The sequence below is a fragment of the Olivibacter domesticus genome (assembly GCF_900109575.1).
Taxonomy (GTDB): Bacteria; Bacteroidota; Bacteroidia; order Sphingobacteriales; family Sphingobacteriaceae; genus Olivibacter; species Olivibacter domesticus.
In genome coordinates, this window is the sequence record NZ_FOAF01000001.1 from 1,673,887 (window position 1) to 1,693,127 (window position 19,241).

Below are 19,241 nucleotides of genomic sequence, written 5' to 3' on the forward strand. Positions count from 1 at the left end.
TTTATTCCAATAATTCATCAAAATGAATAGGTAGCTTGTTGATTCGCTTGCCCGTGGCATGGAATATGGCGTTTGCAATAGCTGCGGGCATGGCAACTAAGCCGATCTCTCCTACTCCTTTAATACCTAACTCGTTAATCAGATCATCTTTTTCATCGGCAAATATAACTTCCAGTTGATGCACATCAGCGTGGGTGGGAATATGATATTCGGCCAGATTAGCGTTAATATATTTGCCGAGATTTTCATCAATAACGGACTCTTCTTGAAGTGCTTTGCTGATTCCCCACACCATGGATCCGCTTATCTGGCTGCGTGCGGTTTTTGGATTGATAATCTTACCGGCCGCCACGGCGGTGACGGCACGGCTAACTGTGATTGTTTTTAAATCTTTATCCACCTCCACTTCCACAAACGATGCGGCGTGTGTCATTTTGCTGTATTTACGCAGCTTTAGCAAATGAGGTTTGCCCATTTTTGTGGTTTTAATAACCTGCCCTTTATTTGCCGTAACGATTGCCTGAAAACTGATATGCACGGATGGATCATGCAGCAGGGAGATACCTCCGTTTCTAAAGGTTACATCTTCTTCAACAGCATCAACCAATGGAGAATTGGACATCTTCTTTGCTTTTTCCAATAGTTTTTTCTTCAGCACCTTCGCGGCCATAACGATAGCTACACCGGTTGAACTGGTCATTGACGAACCACCCTGAAACATCGAGAAAGGCTTTTTACTGTCGCCATAACTGAAAATGACATCTTCAATAGGCAGTCCCAGTTCATCGGCAGCAATTTGGGTCATTACGGTAAATGTCCCGGTACCGATATCTGTAACGGCATTATTGATCTTCAGTTTCCCCTCGTTGGTGATAATGGCCTCGATGCGTGAGGGAAATTGGTAAGCATCCCAGACGCCCGTTGCCATACCGTAGCCTACCAATTTATTACCACGTGTCATGCTACCAGGTTCAGGGTTGCGCTCGCTCCAGCCGATCTGGTTTGCCGCCTGCTGGTAACATTCCCTAAGTGCCTTGCTTGTAAAGGGTTTCTCGGTTGACGGGTCCACTTCCGCGTAATTGCGCAGCCTAAGATCAAGTGGATCGATCCCTAACTTGTATGCCAGCTCATCCATTGTACATTCAATGGCATGCATAGCGGTTACACCGCCAGGTTATTGGCCCCGCATCGACAAAGATTGCCACTCATTAACTCCTGCACCTCTTCCCGTGTATTCGCCTTTCCTTCTTTCAGCAAGCCGATTGCGCTACAAATCTGTCCGGGAGTACAATAGCCGCACTGAAAGGCGTCGTGATCAATAAAAGCTTGTTGTAATGGATGAAGCTGATTACCGTTGATAATTCCTTCAATTGTTAAGATTTCAGCGCCATCTTTCAACACGGCCAATGTAAGGCAGCTTAGTATCCGTTTACCATCGCAAAGAACGGTGCAAGCGCCGCATTGCCCATGGTCACAACCTTTTTTTGTACCGGTGAGGTTAAGATGTTCGCGCAATACATCCAAGAGGCTGACCCAGGGTAATAACTGCAGTTCCCGTTCTTCTCCATTGATCTTTAAGCGAACAGCTTGCAGTCCGTTGAATTGATCTTTGTTTTCCATTGGATTCGATGTGTTAGCCAAGACTTATACTCCATAGAGGCATTCATTTACTACCAATTGAACAATTTACGTTTACTATAGTTTCGGATGATTGTAAATTCACAAAAAAACTGTATTACAATAATTTTTCATCTTGCAACATTCAACGCGTGTTTAAGTAGGCAATATGAAAAGGACAATTTCAGGATAGCTGAAAAACCGGACAACCTACTTTTTGTGTTTAAAAGGGATGAGCAAGGTTCGGTCACTAGCCTTTCTATGTATGAGAACGCGGGTAATTCTTCTTTTTTACTGAATAAAGTGAGCCATGAATGATTAGTAAACAACGGGCAGTTAGATTTATTTACATTAAGATCCGCTCATCGAATTTCCATAGCGCTTAAAATATTCAAACTGCGACAGATATGATCCCTGTTGCCGTCCGATTTCTGCAAACAGCAAATCGGCATCAAAAAAACTGTCCAGATTGAGGTTTAGCGTGCCATTTTCTTTCTTTAAATAACCGAGCCTCCAGTTGGGACAATCCCGGCTCTCGCGCTGTCCCAGATAAAGGACGATGAGGTTCATATGGCGTTCGTCTTTCTGAATGATCCGCGTTAGCTTTTCAATCTCATCGAAAGAACCTTCCAATATCCCTAAAAATCTTCCCTGTAACTTGGATAAAAACTGTCCTTCCGCATAAAGCAGAAGGCCCGTAATGCCATGGACAGGGTTATAGAAATTTGATTTTTGATCTATTTCTTGAAGCTGATCGATCGACAATAATGATACGGCCTGACTCATATAGACCAATTGATAGGTTTCTTCTTGCATATGTTTGTTCTGGTTATTATAAAGGACTAAAACCATTCCAAAACAATTCTTCGCCAGGACCTAACAATCGTACTGGGATTTTTCTCTTGCAAATGCCCTGATCATTAGATAAAATGTTGGAGACATGCTTTAAAAACCAAGTGGGTTGGATATTTCTGAAACTGTATTCTACATCTACAGTTAAAATTCGGCTTTAGAAGTTCTCCGGATAGTGTCTTGTTACTTTATCAATCACGTCATACATTTCAAACGGCTTCTTGATAAAGTCAATGGCACCCGAGTTTTGAGCAATTAAATCAATTTCTTTTGCTGCAGAAATCATAATTATAGGAATATGTGTTGTGACCTGGTTTGCGCGTAATTCCCTACATAGATCGCTTCCCCAACACCAACCTAATTTTTCATCCATCAGTATTAATCCGATTGAATTTGCCTTTAAGATCTGAAATATATTTTTGCCCGAATCAGTAATGACTTCGTAAGCGTCGTAGCTCAGGATTTCTGCTACCAGCTCTTTCATATCTGAATCATCTTCGATGTATAGAATTCTCTTATCCATAAAAATTTGAAATAACTAACGTTAATTAGTTAAAGAGTTTCATTTAATGATCGTAAAAATAAGGAAAAAACACTTGGCAAAAAGTAACATTCACAGTGGCTTTCACAACAATCATCTATCTAAACCTTGTTCCGATTGAGTACATGCGGTGCGCGCCAAGGTGTGTAAGAAAATCTACATCAATTGCGTGACAGACTTTAATTCATACAACAAAAGAATATAGGAAAGCGTTAAGCATACGCATATTATTCAGATAATTAATAATGTATGGAGCCTTTAGATTGGAGTAAGATTTTTCTTAATGACTTGAACTTTTCACTTGCATTGGAAATTATACTACGAACGTTTGTAATGTTCGTATTAATTTTAACGATTCTGCGATTGTCTGGTAAGCGTGGCATCAGGCAACTTTCTCTTTTCGAAGTAGCCATTATTCTAAGTTTAGGATCTGCCGCAGGCGACCCAATGATGACGGAAGATATGGCAATTATACCATCTGTTATCGTGTTTCTAACGATTATTCTTCTTTACAGAACGCTCACTTTTTTAACGGCGAAACGAGAAAATATTGAAAAGCTTGTAGAAGGAAAGCCCATCTATATTGTGGAAGATGGCATGCTTGCTCTAGAGGGAATTAAGCGCGACACTTTGGCAAAAGACGAATTTTTTTCTGAGTTAAGGCAGTATGGCATCGAGCATCTGGGCCAAGTGAAAACGGCTATCTTAGAAACGAGTGGTAGTGTGAGTGTCTATTATTTCCCGGACGACAGTGTCAAACCCGGTTTACCAATTCTACCTAAACTTTATGAAAAGAGAAGCCCAAAAATTTCCATCTCAGGTTTGCATGCCTGTTCGTTTTGTGGGAACGTTGTATCGATTCAAAACGACAGCCATAAATGTATGCGGTGTGAAAGTGATGAATGGGTTGAAACACTAAGTAGTAAAAGAATTGTTTAAACTTACTTTTGTTGCTGAAACAATTGACAATATTCTGCTGTCTAATTTTTAATTCGGCGGGAAAAAGCTTGGATTGCTCCCGCCACGGAGGACGTTATAATTTGCAAGGTAGCGTAATTATAGGCACTACTAAAGAGTATTGAGAAAATAAATCTTCAGAAAAGCGATTAAAAGTTTTTAGTGAAAATGGTATCAGTATCATTACATAAATGAATAACAAATGTATTATACAGGAACGAGCGGTTTAGTATTACCCTATCCAAATAAAAGCCATTACCCCAAAGAATTTCAGGATAAAAGTAGAATTACCTTTTATGGTTCACTATTTAGTTCCATCGAAGTAAATAGTTCATTTTACCGAATACCACAGGCAGCCACTGTACGCAAATGGAGTGAAAGCGTCCCTGCAACGTTTAAGTTTACCTTTAAGTTATGGCGCGAAATCACCCACAGCGCTCAGGCAACGTTTAATCCAGATGCTATCTTACATTTTATGACCGCCATAGAGGCCACGGAAACCACCAAGAAAGGAAGCATACTTATCCAGTTTCCACCTAGTTTCAAAATACAGCAACATAAAAAACTTGTCGATATTTTGGAAACCATAAACGGTATTAATAGTAGTTGGAAGCTAGCAGTAGAATTTAGGGATAGTAGCTGGTATCAACCTAGTATCTACGAACTGCTATATGCATATCATGCTAGCCTGGTAGTACATGATAAAACGGGAACCTTAAAACCGCTGATAGATCAGCCAGTTAATTTTGCTTATGTTAGATTTCATGGTCCTGGTGGTAATTACAGAGGTAGTTACACCGATGATGTCTTAAGCGAATATGCACAGTACATTGCGGAATGGTTGAATGACGGAAAAGAGATTTATTCTTATTTCAACAATACGATGGGAGAAGCCATAAAAAACTTACAAACCTTAAAAGGTTTTGTAGATAATCAAAAAACTTAATTATTACGCTCGCGTGCTTTACATTCAAACGCTCAAATTAATCAACCGATAAGTACGCAGTTGTAGTCAAAATTGGACATGCGTTTAACAAATAGTCGTCAAAGAGAACTAAATCTGTCGTAATAGCAATTTTATTTATTAAGATTTGTTTCTTGCTTGTAATGGCATAGCGATTGCACTTTACGATGTACCTAGAAAAACAAATCTTATGAAGACAAAAGCATCGACACAAAAAACAAGCGAACTTATCACGAGGATGATGGAAAATGCTGACAGATACTTAATGCTGCGCCTGCACCTGGACCTTTTTAAGCATCGTCATGCTTTATCGAAAACGGACACCACAGATTATCAAATCGAGGGCGGCAAATCTAGTATTTCGGCGGCTTCTTGAAGACTTTGAGTTACCTGAGTTAAGCTGCAACATTCAAGCTATTACAAACAAATGAAAGCAATCTGTTCTGCTGATCAGATTGCACCTTATGCGATTTACCGAAACGTCATCGCAGCATGCTACAATATCGGAATTGTGTAGTTTTTTCATACGATTATTGTACTATGACTTATGTTTATTGATCGGCGGAAGAACATCAACAACTTTTTCGGTTTCCTTTTCCTCTATGTGAACCGCAAAATCTGCCGGTTCAATAGCAGATCCTTTATATTCAGCAAACACCCTTGTAAAGACAGCACCAAAATAGAGAATTGCTGCCGTATAGTATACCCAAAGCAATATCAATATAATAGAGCCTGCGGCGCCGTAAGCAGATTCTGTACCGGATGTTTCCAAATAAAAGCCAATCAAAAAACGACCAATAATAAAGAAAATTGTTGTAAATATTGCTCCGGCCCGTACATCTTTCCATTTGATCTTTACATCTGGCAATACTTTAAAGATGATAGCAAATAGGGAAGAAATGATAATAAAACTAATGAGTAGATTAATAATATTCAACAACAAAACCGTGATATCAGGGAAATATATCTTTAGCCGATCTGTCAACGCGATGATAACACCATTTACAATAAGAGAAACGACCAGCAAAAAGCCTAGGCTAATAATTAAAGATGACGATAGCAGGCGGTCTTTAATAAGTTTTACCCACCCACGTTTTGGCTTTGCTTTAACATGCCAGATCATATTGATAGAATTTTGTATATCACTAAAAACAGACGTTGCACCGACCGCTAATGTGATTATACTGATTACTAACGCTGTAGTCGACTTACCCGAGATCTGTAAGTTTTTGATCATCTCCTGCACCTGTAACGCCGGCTTGCTTCCAATTAAACCTTTTATCTCATAGAAGATTTTTCCTTCAATAGCATCCTGTCCCAAAAAAATACCAGCCAACGAAATCAGCAGAACAAGCATGGGACCAAGTGAAAAAACAGTATAATAAGCTAAGGAAGCACTTAACTTCATACAATTTTCGTCAATAAAGCCGTTGAAAGTGTCTTTCATTATTTTAAATCCGTTCTTGAAGGAGCTTTTTGTGAATAGCTTTGCCATAGGCCTCTGTTTAACTTTTTAAGTACAACAGGGTAGCAAACAATAAGGTTTGCGTTTGTGGTGAGAGATAATTAAAAAATACGCGGATTTGCGTTGATTAATTTTTTACTAGCGTTTACTCAGACTGTTTCTTTAAGTGTAACAGAAATAAAATTAGCTCTTCAAGTTCATCGAGGTCTAATGGTTTTTGGATATATGCATCGGCCCCTGCTTTTCGTGCAATCTGCTGTAAATCGTTCATTGCTGAAGACAGAACAACAGGGATGCTACTAAATCTTTTATCAGCTTTCAGTTGCTGGGCTTTGAAGATAAAATCAGTTCGACAAAAAAAGCATTCGAGTATCATGGAATCTTTCCAGAGAACCTATTTTCGCCAATTGGCTTAATGAAAGATCAAACCTTTTGCCCACTGTTTAAATATTAGACCAACCAGAACACTATAGGCTTCTATTTTGAAGTCAGCAATTTCTTCTTTAAAAAATTTAATGATACCTTTAGCTTTGATAGACCTACGATATCGGCCTTATAAGCAAATTAGTATGCCAGTTTAAACAAATTATGATGATAAAAGAGACGCCGATGGCGGGTGAGGAACATGCCAGCCAAGATTTCTGGTTTCCCGGCCGTTGGATAGGTGGAATATCTTTAATAATCGCTCCACTAGCGTTACTTGCGGGAATTCTGATTCGAATACAGTTCCATTTTTTCTTCCCCCAACAACTTGAAGCTTTTGAACAGCATCCAACTCTAGTGTCAACATCGTATAATTTTTTTGTGGCCGGTAATATACTTTTGTGGCCAGCCATTATTACATTGGCCAGATATATAGGCATAAAAAAAAGACAGTGGGCCTTATGGGGTGGATCTTTTGTTATTTTTGGATTATTTGCACGAAGCTTTCACGCAGGAGTAGACCATTTTGCATTCCAGCTGGTAGGGTTGCAGGGTTTGGATATGGCTACCAAAACGGTAGCCGATTCTTATGGAGTATTTCACATTATCTCAACGCTGAATGGAACTATTATATTTGGATGGATTATTTTGGCTATCGGTTCTTACCTCTCCGGTACACTTGGATTAATTCGCTCCATTGCCCTCGCTTGTATGTCGGCTCTAATGATTGGAGTATTGAAGGGTAGCTCAATTGTCTCGATTATTGCGACTCTGGGGCTTTGTGTCGCTTTAGTACCACTTGGCATCCATGTATTAAAAGATGGTCCCGGCTTGAGTTATAAGACAATTGGAAGCTGGTTACTATTAATAGCAGCTGTTATTGTTTGCCTGTTTCTTTTTGGCCAAGCAGGTTAAGTGTCAACATTTTGTTTTTTACCCACGTTTCATCATCTAGTACTATTCGTTTTACTTTCTCTCCAGTGAGTTTATAAATAAAAGAATCTCTCAATGGCAACTACAAAAGCACGGATAAAAGATCTTATGAAAAATGCCGACACGCTGGCGCTTGACGGGAGGATTGCTGACGCCATTAAAAATTATATCGCGGCAATAAAGGCTGATCCCTTACTTGCAAGAGCTTATAATCGGCTGATGATCCTTTATAGAAAACAAAAGGAATACAAAAAGGAAATGGCAATCATTAAGCAGGCGATTGGCGCCTACGAAAAAGAGATCAAAGCGGATCAGCAAGCCTGGAAGAAGGCAAACAGCAAGTCCGCACGGCTAAACACCAACCTGGCGAAAGCAATGGGCCTTCTTGACGACAAGGGTCTTCCTGTTTATGAGTACCCACAGGTTGGGACTTGGCGAAAGCGTATGGAAACAGTCCGGAAAAAATTACAAAGTCCTGCTCAAAAGGCCAAAAGCAACCGTTCATCTAAAAAGTAAACATTCTTTGCCTACTCCTATTGCTCTAGACTATTGAGCCATTTTTTAAGATGGTGGCATCTATTAACCTAAGCGATCGGGAGGCATGCGTCTGCAACAATTTGCAATAGAAGTGTTAAATATGCCCCGCTTTTTAACATCTCTAACCTCATTCTAATACATCGAATGTATTTTTCGTCAATTTCACCGGTGTTGCCGCGCTGTTAACCATAAATAGCGGAAATACCGATTTAAATGGGATTAAAACACAGGTATGTTACGGAAAACACAGAATAGCCGAACACTGAAGGATAATTTAATGCTTGCATCATCAACCGCTTTTGTGGCAGGAGCGGTTAACGTTACGGGTCTTATTGCCTTTTTTGCATTTTCTTCTAACGTGACGGGCCACGTTGCGAACCTTGCCAATAATATCGCTCTTGTTGACTCAGAAGATGTTATCTCTTTTAGCCTTTGGTTGGCTTCCTTCTTTTTAGGGGCATATGTATCCAGCTATATTATTAAAAGTTATGACAATTTCAGTAACTATAGGGCATACTCGATCCCCCTGATTATCGAGATCATTATATTGACAATGATTGCCGTATACTGTGACTTTTTTTACGAAAAGAAGCACATAGAAGGTGAAGTGATTGTGGGGTTTATGCTATTTTCCATGGGGCTGCAGAATGGCATGGCTAGCATTATTTCTGGCGGACTAATTAAATCAACACATCTCACAGGACTGATTACAGACCTTGGCGCAGAGATTGCCGACTACTTTCATCCGAAATCCGATCGGCCAACCTTATTGAAAAATAAACTTTTTATCAGGATAACTATTCTATCTTTTTATATAATGGGCGGAGTGATCTTCGGTTATTGTTTTTACCTTTTTCGATTTGAGATATTGTATGTAATCCCAGTGATTCTGATGACAATTCTTTACTATGATGTTTCAAGCGTATACCTCAACAAATTAATAGGTACGCTTAAAAATAAGCGATGAATATTTCCTTGTAACTCGCCAAAATCGATAGCTCAAAGGGCTTTTATAAATGGAATGGATAAATGCGGCTGTAGTATCATGTATGAAGTCTGCCTTGTGCCGTTACCCTCACATTTCATCGTTTTCCGAATGACTGTGTATTTAAAGTGGATAATTATTTTACTGCTATCGAAACAGGCGATAATGGTCTGATGTTTAATTAAAAATAGAGATCATTTATCTTCGGGGATTTTTAGATTATGACAAATATATTTGATTGTGGTTGGTTTAATCTGGAACTTAACGGCGTGAATCTGGAAATTAGTGAGCATGCTGTCCGCAATCTGATTGTATATCATATTTACTTCAGTGACGGACGTAAACCCTTATCGATAACCCGAGCATTGAAGCCACAGACGACAACAACGTGGATCAGTTTGCCTCATGGAAGAGAACAGGAAGCAGAAGAACTGGGTATTGAAATCATGAAATATTTAAACAGAAATTAATTTTTCTTGTAATAGCCGTAATAAACATACTTTTGTAGCTATCAAAGCGTAAATAATCCAGCTAAATAAATATTGTTAAAAACCTATTTAAGCTATCCAACATTATTAAGAACATTTTATGTTAAAAAAAACAAACTATCTATTTCATGCTGGTTTAGGGATTGTGTTATTAGCCATGATTTATTGTGGCTATAAAGAGGTTAGTCTATCGCACTATCAGAAAGAAGTAATGGAAGACTACAGTACAGTAAACAGCGTAGCTTTTGGCTTACTCTCGATCGACAAATGGGAAGATAAGATCGTTAAAATAGTTGACCGCCAGATACAGAACTTTAATTTTACGCCTAAAGAAAAAGCGGATCTGCAGAAAGAGATAGAAAAGATTCTTCATGCGATGATTGATAAAGCCATTGCCACGATTAATGAGAAGCAGAAGAGTATTGGCGGAAAAATCAGAAAGGCTGCCGTAAATATTTTTGTAAATGAAGAAAAACTTCATGAGCAGGTGCCAGAATTTGCGCTGACAATTGTAAATGAGATCAGTAAGCCATCTACAAAGAAAACGCTTAAAAATTTAGCAGGTGAGAAAATCGAAGATTTAACGGAGTCTACATTTGATAGTTCTATGAACGCGCAACGGAAAGTTACACGCGCCATATTTAAAAAATATAAGGTTAATAGCGCGCAATCATTTGAAAAAAAGGCGAGCGAACTATTTGAAAAGGTCCGTTTTCGTGGTTATATGTATTTTTCTGCGTTGTTTGTGGGTCTACTTTTATTTCTCACACTTTGGCGGATATGGCGAAATCGCGAGGAACTTCACGCGCCTTTGTTCATTTATTCACTCTTGGCGGCCGCCATTGTACTGACAACGGGTGTTTCGTCGGTAATGATTGAAGTAGAAGCCAGGCTTGAAAAGATAGACTTCCACCTACTGGGCGAACACCTTATTTTTGAAAATCAGATATTATTTTTTCAGAGTAAAAGTATCATCGATGTGGTATTTGTTCTAGTGAAAAATGCCGAATTTGATTCGGTGATCATCGGTTTTCTTATTTTTACTTTCAGTGTTTTGTTTCCATTGGGGAAACTTATCTGCTCGGGCATATACATCCTCAATGAAAAAATGCGCGTAAACAAAGTGATATATTTCTTCGCTTTCAAATCTGGCAAATGGAGTATGGCCGATGTGATGGTGGTGGCTATCATGATGACCTATATAGGATTGAACAGCTTATTGAATAGCCAGCTATCAGATCTTAACATAAAAGAAGAGTCGTTTACAAGCATAGCAACTAATAATACGGCGCTTCAACCCGGATTTGTTGTATTTTTAACCTTTGTACTTTATGGGCTTACGCTATCAGAGATTTTGCAGCGGATAACACAAAAGAATATAGACAATACAACGAGGCCGGTGAAACAAACTTAAAAGTGCAAATCAGAAAACATCACTAAATCAGAACGGAAAAAACATTCGAGTAACGATGTATATTTTTTTATTAGTTATATTTATAGCCTCATGATATTTCTCAGTTAATATAAAATATAGGCTTGGATGAAAGAAACCTTTTCTGTTGGTTTAAATGAAATTTATAGAGAACTCGTTATTGACTCGCCTGTGGCAATTTATACCTGTAACACGCAAGGGTACGTAACTTTTTTTAATGAGGCAGCTTCTATCCTTTGGGGCAGGGCTCCAAAATTAGAGGTCGACCTCTGGTGTGGATCTTGGAAGATCTATCATCCTGACGGGAAACCGATGCCACTTGATGAGTGTCCCATGGCGCTCACATTAAAAAATGCCAAGTCTTTTGAAGGTGCAGAAATTGTTATAGAACGGCCCGACCACACCTTTAAAAACCTGCTTGTTTACCCACGGCCAATATTTAATGACGACAAATCTCTGATAGGAGCCCATAATACGCTGGTTGATATTACTGAACAGAAATCCAACGATGAGAAGCAAGCGATACTTTCAGCCATTGTAGAATCATCGGAAGATGCTATCGTCAGTAAAAACTTGCAGGGTATTATTAAAAGCTGGAACGCGGGCGCTCAAAAAATATTCGGATATCGTGAAGAGGAAATAATAGGTAAACACATCAGCATCCTAATTCCAGAAGAGCTGCGGACGCAGGAAGATGAAATCATTGCCAATATAAAAGCGGGAAGAAAGGTAGACCATTTCCAAACCATCAGAGTGCATAAAACTGGAGTAAAAATTCCCATTTCACTTGCTGTTTCGCCAGTTAAAGATAATTTTGGAAATGTTATCGGTGCATCGAAAATTGCCAGGGATATCTCTGAGCGCGTGCGAGCAGAAAAGATTATTCAACAAACTGCCGAACGGCTAAAAATTCTCAATGACATTGGAAAAAACATTTCTAAAAAATTGGATGTAGAGGTCATTCTTCAAAATGTCACGGATGCTACGACGAAAATAACGGGTGCTACTTTTGGTACTTTTCTATATAATAAGGCCAGCGAGAAAGGCGAGTCTTCCATGCTGGTTACCTTTTCAGGGATACCGAAAAAAGTTTTTGAAAAACTTTCAACATCTTCTGATACAAATATTTTTCAATCAATCTTTAAAAACGAAAGAGTTGTTCGTATAAATGATATTACACAAGATAGTCGTTATAATAGAAACACATTGCATCTCGGAATATTGGAAGAAATGCCGGATTCGCTTAGTTATCTGGCAGTAGCGGTTATTTCCTCTTCTGATGAAATAATCGGGGCATTATTTTTTGGACACTCGCAGTCTAACTTTTTTAAGGAAGAACATGAAGCGATGGTGGTGAGCATTGCTTCTCAAGCATCGGTTGCATTGGAAAATTCGATGCTTTTTGAAGAGGTAAAAACATTAAGTTCAAAAAAAGACGAATTTATTGCATTGGCAAGCCATGAGCTTAAAACCCCGCTAACAACTATCAAAGGTTATTTACAGATTTTAGGTAGAAATATTAAAGACCAGTTGTCGACGACCTTTATACAGAAGTCGATCATGCAAAGCGGAAAAGCTTAATGCATTGGTGTCAGATTTGTTCGATATTTCGCGCATTGAAGGAGGCAAGCTTCATTTCGACATTGAGGTCTTCGAGTTAAAAGAGCTATTAATTGATGTGATAGAAACCTTTCATCACAACATTACAACGCATAGTATTGTCTTGGAAGATCAGAGCAGGAACACCAGTATAGAAGCAGACAAACAGCGTATTGAACAGGTATTAATAAACCTAATTAGCAATGCAATTAAATACTCTCCAAAGGCAAATAAAGTATTCGTGAAACTTGAAGATTCCGAAGAAGTCTTGTCAATTAAAATACTGGATAAAGGTATGGGCTTAACAGTGGATCAACAGCGACAGATATTTACACGTTTTTATAGAGCCGAAAATAAATCAGGCATTTCCGGCCTTGGATTAGGCCTTTACCTCACAAAAGAAATTATCGATCGGCACAGCGGTTCGATTGCGGTGAATAGTACGTTCGGAAAAGGTTCAGAGTTTATTGTAACCTTGCCAAAGAGGAGAAAAACAAACCATTAAACGACATTTATTGGCCAAAGCACATTTATTATTGTTCGATCTTACCACAAGAGAATCAAAACTGAAGAAAAAATGCTCTTAAATAATTCACACCTGATCTATAAAGAAGACAAGCGTGACTTTTTTTTAAAACACTTTTATCGGCACCTCAAGACGCAAGTTGTACGTTCACTTTATCAGTCAGCTCAAAAATATCAAAGGGTTTTGCTATAAAATCATTTGCCGGACACTCTCGTGCTATAACACTCATCTTGGCATGTGCAGACATAAGAATGAGCGGTACATTTCTAAATGCTTTTTTCTGCTTTAAGTCATTACAAACCTCCACACCATTTCCATCTGGGAGCATGATATCTAACAGGATGAGATCGGGCATTCTTGTTTCTAAAAGTTTGTAAAAACCGTCTACCGTAGCAGCAGCATTCACCTGAAAACCGGCATCCTTTAAAATGATAATAATCAATTCACTTATATCTATATTATCTTCTACAACATAAATAATTTTTTCCATTCGTAATTTGTTCTACAAGGTATTTACACAGCAAGAAATTAAATAGTATTCTAACAAATAGCTAGCCGGAAAAGTTTTAGTCGCTCTTCCCATGGAAATTATAAATCTCTTTATTGTGCTTCACGTTTGTAAGTAGTGCCACTTTAATAGAGCTAAATGAAAAAGATTTCAAGGAATGGGCCCTCCTATCATATTAAGACATTACGTCTCGGATAACTAATACTGCGAGCATCCTGCAGTTTGACTCCAATTGGCTTAAGGTAGAATACATTAAACTGGCAGAAGGGTGACCAATTACTCCGGGCCATCATATCAATATTTATAATTAACCTGCTTTCCACAGCAGTATTTTTATTGTGCCAGTCGAAAGGCAAGGTTTGATGTTAACCCTACCTTCCGCTGGACTTGCAACTTTTAGAATGACTCAGGGAACCTTATGAAATGGCAATTTGGCGCGGCGCCTTTTTCTTTGCCTCTTCCCTTTTGGGAATCGTAATATGGAGCAATCCACTATCATACCTGGCTTTGATGCCGTCTTCGTCTACCAAACCATCTGGAAGTATCAAGGTACGTTTAAAGGACTGGTAACTGAATTCCCTTGAGGTGTATTTACCACCCTGTTGATCTTCAGATTCGGAACGGAATTCAGAGCTGATAGAAAGTCTGTTAGCCTCCAGATTAACTTTAAAATCCTCTTTTTTCAGTCCCGGTGCAGCCAGTTCGACGAGATATTCATCATTCGTCTCCCTGAGGTTTACCGCAGGAATAGTCGTATTGCTGGTTGAATTGTTGAATGTATCCCAGTTAAATAGATCACGGGAAAAGAAATCATTGAACAGTGCGGGAAGGCTTGGCATTCCCTGTCTGTTATTTTTGATAAGTGACATGGCAACCTCCATTTTTAAACAGTTAAATAATTAAATTAAATAAGTGCTATTAATAGCGGGAGCTCCCTAAAATTTCCAGATCAAGGGATATGCCAAAGGATGCATGGCAGAAATTTTGACAGTGTGTCGGAAATTTTTTCACTTTTCCTGCTTTCTCTACTGCGATCTATGGATTTAGGAAAATATATTATTTGCTATTTCTGATCTTATTGGTCTACTCAATAAATTGTTCCCAGACATGCAGGTTTTGGGGTCTCATCCATACTGCTCATATGCTTAAAAGATAGAACCATTTATAAGCTACCTATCCATTTTGACCAACTGTTAGAATGAATGGGACAATTGCGCAATAGATCATTTGGCTTTAAACTTCTTCTAAAGTTTTAATGTCAAACTTTTTCATTTTCAAGTAAGCATCCAATACTTTCTGCGATTTTTCCGGGTTACTCAACAGTTTCGGTAAAATTGTAGGAACTACTTGCCAAGACACACCATATTTATCCTTCAACCAACCGCAATTCCCTTCTTTCCCACCTTCAGATGTTAATTTCTCCCAATAGTGGTCGATTTCTTCCTGTGAGTCACAGTCTATTACAAAGGACACGGCTTCATTGAATGTAAAATTTGGTCCGCCATTTAAGGCCATAAACTTTTTTCCATCCAATTCAAACGTTGCCACCATTTGATTGTCGGCGGTAATTTTTGAATTTGGAAAAATTGAGCAATAAAACTTAGCTGCTTCTTGTGCTTGTCCGTCAAACCACAAACACGGATAAATCGGATTTTTCATTTCAATATTTTTTTAAAGTGTTGATATTGCAAATGTAGGATGTCACAATAACTCAAAATAGAATGATCCCGACAAAATATCTTATTGCTTCCCTAAGTTCAAATACTCTTTAGGTGTTAAGTTTGTAAATTCTTTGAATGTTCTTATAAAGTGGCTTTGATCAGCATAATTGTTGTCAAAAACTATATCAGTAAGCTGTTTAAATTGCCTGCTGTTTAGTTGCTGAAAAGCAGCATTGAACTGAGCTATTCTTCTATATTGATCTGGTGAAATTCCAATTTCTTTTTTAAACATTCTTTGAAAAGTCCTTTCTGTTACAAAGATTTCATTTTGGGCTTTGGTTAAAATTTGTTTTGAAGGATTTTCAGCAATTAGCTTCGTAGCATATTCAATAAGTTTATTGGTGATTTTTATTTTATTAATGAGGTCGAAAATGAAACAATCTAAAATGGTCAACATTTCCTGAATGGAGAAAGCACTTAGTAATTTTTCCTGTAGCTCATTTGCTACTTTATATTCTACTAAATTTAAGTTAATAGGATTATCTGTAAATTCTTGAGCAGAAAAACCAAAAAGGGCCTTTAAAGAAAATGGTTTAAAAAAGTAGGCAATAAGTGTAAAGTTTTCGGAGAATGTGATTTTCTCAGGAAGGACAGTTTGCCCAAAAAGGGTTAAATAATTTTTGGTATTGTTAATTGTGCCTAACGTATTTTGAAAAAGTAACGTTGGTTTTCCATTTGCAAAAAGTGGCAGTGAAAAATTGCCTTTAACCGCATGATTTTCAATGATAAGAATTTCATCAACATATTCAGCAATTTTTTCAGCCGGTTTTAATCTTCTTGCTTTCAATTTTTCGAAACTTTATTAATTCTTACCGTAAAATTCGCAAAACAGCTAGATACATAATCTGCGTACGACTGATCCCATCTGGCGACATAAGCTGGGGCGCCAGATGGTTGAGAAGTATAGCATGTATTATCATCTCTCTCAAAGATAAGCAATAATCTAAGCATAAATATAATAAAGAAAGGCTATATATGTTTATCAACGTAGGGCAAAAAATCTAAAAATATTTCCAACCAACTACGCCAGTTTTTGTTGATAGTAAAACAACACATAATGAAAGCAGTTATTCTTTTGGGAACCTTAAAGAAAGATTCTTTATCCAACACCGAAACATTGGTAGATTTTTTTGTACCGTATTTACAAGCAAAAAACGTAAAATGTGAAGTTATCAAATCCGTAGAGTATAATATATTGCCCGGAACTTATACTCATATGGGAGCCGGTGATGCATGGCCCGATATTTTCAAAAAACTGGTAGAAGCTCAGATTATTATCTTTGCAACGCCTATTTGGTGGGGTAATCATTCATCAGAAACGCAGAAGATAATTGAACGTTTAGATGAGGTTCATGATGATATCCTTGCTGGAAAAGAATCGTCCCTGGCTAACAAGGCTGTAGGGATTATTATCACGGGAGATTCGGATGGCTCTCAACATATAATAGGATCTATTGCCAATTTTGTAAATGCGTTAGGTATGATTATTCCTCCGTACGCCAGCCTCACAGTGCAGGCAGCAGAACATGCAAAGGATCAAAAAACTAGTAAGGAAGCATTAATGGAAAAGTATAAGAAGGAATATGCTACCACTGCCGAAACCATGGCGTCTCAGTTGGTTGAATTTGGAAGTATAAAATAAATCATGATTTATAGCAAATTTGTTAAAAAAGTAACCGCCATAAATGTTCACCCATGAAAAGATCTGCTTATAAGCTGTTAGCCGCCGGCAATATGGTTGCCCTACTGATTACTTTTTTGATAAATTATCTTTCCAACACTGGCGTATTTAATGGTACTACCATTGCAAATATTTCCAACAGGTACAAGAACTTGCTCACGCCTGCTGACTATGCATTTTCGATATGGGGTCTAATTTATATTGGCTTATTTGCTTTTGTTATTTACCAAGCTTGGTTATTTGCCAGACCAGACCGTGCGCCCCAGGAGAAAGCAGCCATGCAAGTAGGTATTTGGTTTATTCTTTCATGTATTGCAAATTGTTTATGGGTTCTGGCCTGGGTATATGGATATATGGGGTTGTCGATATTGATAATGGTTGCCTTACTTTATGCATTGATCAACATTATAAGTAACACCAATATGGAACGCTATACCGCGACTTTAAGAGAAACGCTTTTGGTATGGTGGCCTTTCTCTCTTTACGCTGGTTGGATAAGCTTAGCCCTTGCAGTGAATATCGCTACATATTTGACAAAGTCAGATTGGGATGGGTTTGGCTTATCCGATCGGTTCTGGGCGATGACGCTTATCTGCATCATTGGCATACTGAATTTATTGATGATCTGGAAACGAAACATGCGCGAATTTGCGACTGTGGGTATATGGGGATTGGTAGCCATTGCTGTGGCCAACTGGAGTACGGAAAAATTTGTTGTAATTTTTTCCCTTGTCGTTGCCAGTTTTCTGCTAATTAACAACATAATACATGCCCGAAAGAATTTCAAGGGCTTTTTATAATGCCTTAAAATAGTTTTCAGTTTAAATACTAGCTATTACAACTAAAACTACGGAAGCGCCCCATCTTCAGATTCAGCATGGAAACAGGAATGACGCATTTCGAACTAGCGATCAGTTTAGCAAGCTTATACAAGTGACAATAGAATGTTCAAATTCCAACCTGCACTTAATGTACGGTTTTCCGAAAACAAAACATTTTCGTCTAATAATAATTTAGCAATAATATATTATTACTCCGATAATAAATCCTTAAGCAACGTTTGTGTAACCAATCATATTTTATGTGTAAAATTGAGCTATTTCTGTGTAAATATTTCCTTACTTATGGCAATAGGCTTTATATTTGGGTTACATATAGACATGATATTTATTAATATCCTTGTCATTTCAACATATTATTACTGAAATATTATCCGCTGGAAGCTATTTATAAGCAACGTTGCCGAATACCACATTTTTCCCATAATTATACACGTTTATTATAGTATCAAAGATAAAAAATCGGTACCGGTTAATTTTTTATTAAGAAAGCAATTAAACAAAGAGGACAATCAAAATAAGCAAAACAAATGTAACTGTAAGAAAAATCGATCTAGTTATCGTGATAGATGCCAGCATGAATAACACGAAGTATGCGCCATTCTTATAGAACCGTTTTCAACTGTTTAACAAAACCCGTTTAATTTCATTATGGATATTATGCAAAAAACAAAAGGCGACGATATGGAATGGTTGGTTTCCGATCATACGCGCCAATTACGCAAATGTATAAAGTGCACTACGGGAGAACTTGATTTTCGTATCCGTAGACCAGCGCTTTTAAATTCTTTCTGGGGTGGTTGCCCCTGAAACGCTACAAATGTAGTAAATGCAAAAGGAAGGTCTATATATGGGTCAAATAATCTTGCTACCCCATTGCTATTTTCTCAGCAGCGGCTGGATTACCTTCGTGAGACCTCGATAGCCGCTGTCATCGCGGATACAATGTACTCGGCTCAACTATATGCCTTATCCGTTTAGGGCTACTGTCTAGACCCATTTCTGGCTTGCCATCTATAAACCCAAATTTTGTACAGAGTATTATATCTTTACGTATAGGCTGAAGCCCTTCTCCCACCAGCTTTCATTTAAAACCGGGCCATATGCTTCCGCCGTATCAAGGAAGCAGGTTGCCAATCCAAAGCATATAAAACTCCGGACTGGCACCAACAA

The 19,241-nt window shown here is 38.1% G+C and carries 22 protein-coding genes; 12 read left to right on the forward strand and 10 right to left on the reverse strand.

The features are described 5' to 3' along the window. Position 1 precedes the first annotated feature (1 nt). From BMY50_RS07380 to BMY50_RS07400, 4 genes are all read right to left on the reverse strand, one after another. Positions 2–1,156, reverse strand: coding sequence for a xanthine dehydrogenase family protein molybdopterin-binding subunit (locus BMY50_RS07380; RefSeq protein WP_093321269.1), 1,155 nt, complete (start codon positions 1,154–1,156; stop codon positions 2–4). A gap of 5 nt (positions 1,157–1,161) precedes the next feature. Then, positions 1,162–1,641 (reverse strand): (2Fe-2S)-binding protein, encoded by a 480-nt coding sequence (locus tag BMY50_RS07385; RefSeq protein ID WP_317040813.1) that lies wholly within the window; start codon positions 1,639–1,641, stop codon positions 1,162–1,164. Between the two features lie 327 nt (positions 1,642–1,968). Further along, positions 1,969–2,433, reverse strand: a complete 465-nt coding sequence (locus BMY50_RS07395; RefSeq protein ID WP_162276554.1) for a BLUF domain-containing protein — start codon at positions 2,431–2,433, stop codon at positions 1,969–1,971. A 193-nt stretch (positions 2,434–2,626) separates the two neighbouring features. Next, positions 2,627–2,992, reverse strand: coding sequence for a response regulator (locus tag BMY50_RS07400; RefSeq protein WP_093321283.1), 366 nt, complete (start codon positions 2,990–2,992; stop codon positions 2,627–2,629). Positions 2,993–3,373: 381 nt separating this feature from the next. Between BMY50_RS07400 and BMY50_RS07405 the strand changes: the two genes are divergently transcribed. The 3 genes from BMY50_RS07405 (at position 3,374) to BMY50_RS07415 (ending at position 5,307) form a co-directional block, all read left to right on the forward strand. After that, entirely contained in the window at positions 3,374–3,949 is a 576-nt protein-coding gene (locus tag BMY50_RS07405; RefSeq protein ID WP_238383689.1) for a DUF421 domain-containing protein, read from the forward strand. Positions 3,950–4,169: 220 nt separating this feature from the next. Beyond that, positions 4,170–4,913: a DUF72 domain-containing protein gene (locus BMY50_RS07410; RefSeq protein WP_093321291.1), complete on the forward strand. Its 744-nt coding sequence runs from the start codon at positions 4,170–4,172 to the stop codon at positions 4,911–4,913. A gap of 208 nt (positions 4,914–5,121) precedes the next feature. Continuing rightward, the gene (locus tag BMY50_RS07415; protein WP_093321295.1) at positions 5,122–5,307 is read left to right on the forward strand and encodes a hypothetical protein; all 186 of its coding nucleotides are present in this window, start codon (positions 5,122–5,124) and stop codon (positions 5,305–5,307) included. A gap of 162 nt (positions 5,308–5,469) precedes the next feature. On the opposite strand, the gene BMY50_RS07420 is transcribed toward BMY50_RS07415, so the two are convergent. Beyond that, a complete protein-coding gene (locus BMY50_RS07420) occupies positions 5,470–6,426 on the reverse strand; it encodes a YihY/virulence factor BrkB family protein (RefSeq protein WP_093321300.1) in 957 nt (318 codons plus the stop codon). A gap of 115 nt (positions 6,427–6,541) precedes the next feature. Next, the gene (locus tag BMY50_RS28575; protein ID WP_262496893.1) at positions 6,542–6,667 is read right to left on the reverse strand and encodes a hypothetical protein; all 126 of its coding nucleotides are present in this window, start codon (positions 6,665–6,667) and stop codon (positions 6,542–6,544) included. Positions 6,668–6,984: 317 nt separating this feature from the next. Between BMY50_RS28575 and BMY50_RS07430 the strand changes: the two genes are divergently transcribed. The 7 genes from BMY50_RS07430 to BMY50_RS07460 all read left to right on the forward strand — a co-directional run bounded on the left by BMY50_RS07430 (position 6,985) and on the right by BMY50_RS07460 (position 13,298). Next, positions 6,985–7,734: a hypothetical protein gene (locus BMY50_RS07430; RefSeq protein ID WP_093321310.1), complete on the forward strand. Its 750-nt coding sequence runs from the start codon at positions 6,985–6,987 to the stop codon at positions 7,732–7,734. A 93-nt stretch (positions 7,735–7,827) separates the two neighbouring features. Further along, a complete protein-coding gene (locus BMY50_RS07435; protein WP_093321313.1) occupies positions 7,828–8,268 on the forward strand; it encodes a hypothetical protein in 441 nt (146 codons plus the stop codon). Positions 8,269–8,521: 253 nt separating this feature from the next. Next, entirely contained in the window at positions 8,522–9,256 is a 735-nt protein-coding gene (locus BMY50_RS07440; protein WP_093321318.1) for a YoaK family protein, read from the forward strand. 239 nt (positions 9,257–9,495) lie between these two features. After that, on the forward strand, positions 9,496–9,744 hold the full coding sequence (locus tag BMY50_RS07445) for a hypothetical protein (protein ID WP_093321323.1): 249 nt from the start codon (positions 9,496–9,498) through the stop codon (positions 9,742–9,744). 118 nt (positions 9,745–9,862) lie between these two features. Then, positions 9,863–11,176 (forward strand): paraquat-inducible protein A, encoded by a 1,314-nt coding sequence (locus BMY50_RS07450; RefSeq protein WP_093321328.1) that lies wholly within the window; start codon positions 9,863–9,865, stop codon positions 11,174–11,176. 126 nt (positions 11,177–11,302) lie between these two features. Continuing rightward, complete coding sequence (locus tag BMY50_RS07455) at positions 11,303–12,775, forward strand: PAS domain S-box protein (protein WP_093321333.1); 1,473 nt, start codon at positions 11,303–11,305, stop codon at positions 12,773–12,775. A 7-nt stretch (positions 12,776–12,782) separates the two neighbouring features. Then, positions 12,783–13,298 (forward strand): sensor histidine kinase, encoded by a 516-nt coding sequence (locus tag BMY50_RS07460; RefSeq protein WP_162276555.1) that lies wholly within the window; start codon positions 12,783–12,785, stop codon positions 13,296–13,298. A gap of 148 nt (positions 13,299–13,446) precedes the next feature. On the opposite strand, the gene BMY50_RS07465 is transcribed toward BMY50_RS07460, so the two are convergent. The 4 genes from BMY50_RS07465 to BMY50_RS07480 form a co-directional block, all read right to left on the reverse strand. Then, positions 13,447–13,809, reverse strand: a complete 363-nt coding sequence (locus tag BMY50_RS07465; RefSeq protein ID WP_093321342.1) for a response regulator transcription factor — start codon at positions 13,807–13,809, stop codon at positions 13,447–13,449. A 434-nt stretch (positions 13,810–14,243) separates the two neighbouring features. Further along, the gene (locus tag BMY50_RS07470) at positions 14,244–14,696 is read right to left on the reverse strand and encodes an Hsp20/alpha crystallin family protein (RefSeq protein WP_093323667.1); all 453 of its coding nucleotides are present in this window, start codon (positions 14,694–14,696) and stop codon (positions 14,244–14,246) included. Between the two features lie 364 nt (positions 14,697–15,060). Next, positions 15,061–15,486, reverse strand: coding sequence for a VOC family protein (locus BMY50_RS07475; protein ID WP_093321345.1), 426 nt, complete (start codon positions 15,484–15,486; stop codon positions 15,061–15,063). An 81-nt stretch (positions 15,487–15,567) separates the two neighbouring features. Then, positions 15,568–16,335 (reverse strand): helix-turn-helix domain-containing protein, encoded by a 768-nt coding sequence (locus BMY50_RS07480; RefSeq protein WP_093321349.1) that lies wholly within the window; start codon positions 16,333–16,335, stop codon positions 15,568–15,570. A gap of 270 nt (positions 16,336–16,605) precedes the next feature. On the opposite strand from BMY50_RS07480, the gene BMY50_RS07485 reads away from it, so the two are divergent. Both BMY50_RS07485 and BMY50_RS07490 read left to right on the forward strand, forming a co-directional pair. After that, complete coding sequence (locus tag BMY50_RS07485) at positions 16,606–17,190, forward strand: flavodoxin family protein (protein ID WP_093321354.1); 585 nt, start codon at positions 16,606–16,608, stop codon at positions 17,188–17,190. A 53-nt stretch (positions 17,191–17,243) separates the two neighbouring features. Beyond that, a complete protein-coding gene (locus BMY50_RS07490; protein ID WP_093321357.1) occupies positions 17,244–18,029 on the forward strand; it encodes a hypothetical protein in 786 nt (261 codons plus the stop codon). The last annotated feature ends 1,212 nt before the right edge of the window (positions 18,030–19,241 follow it).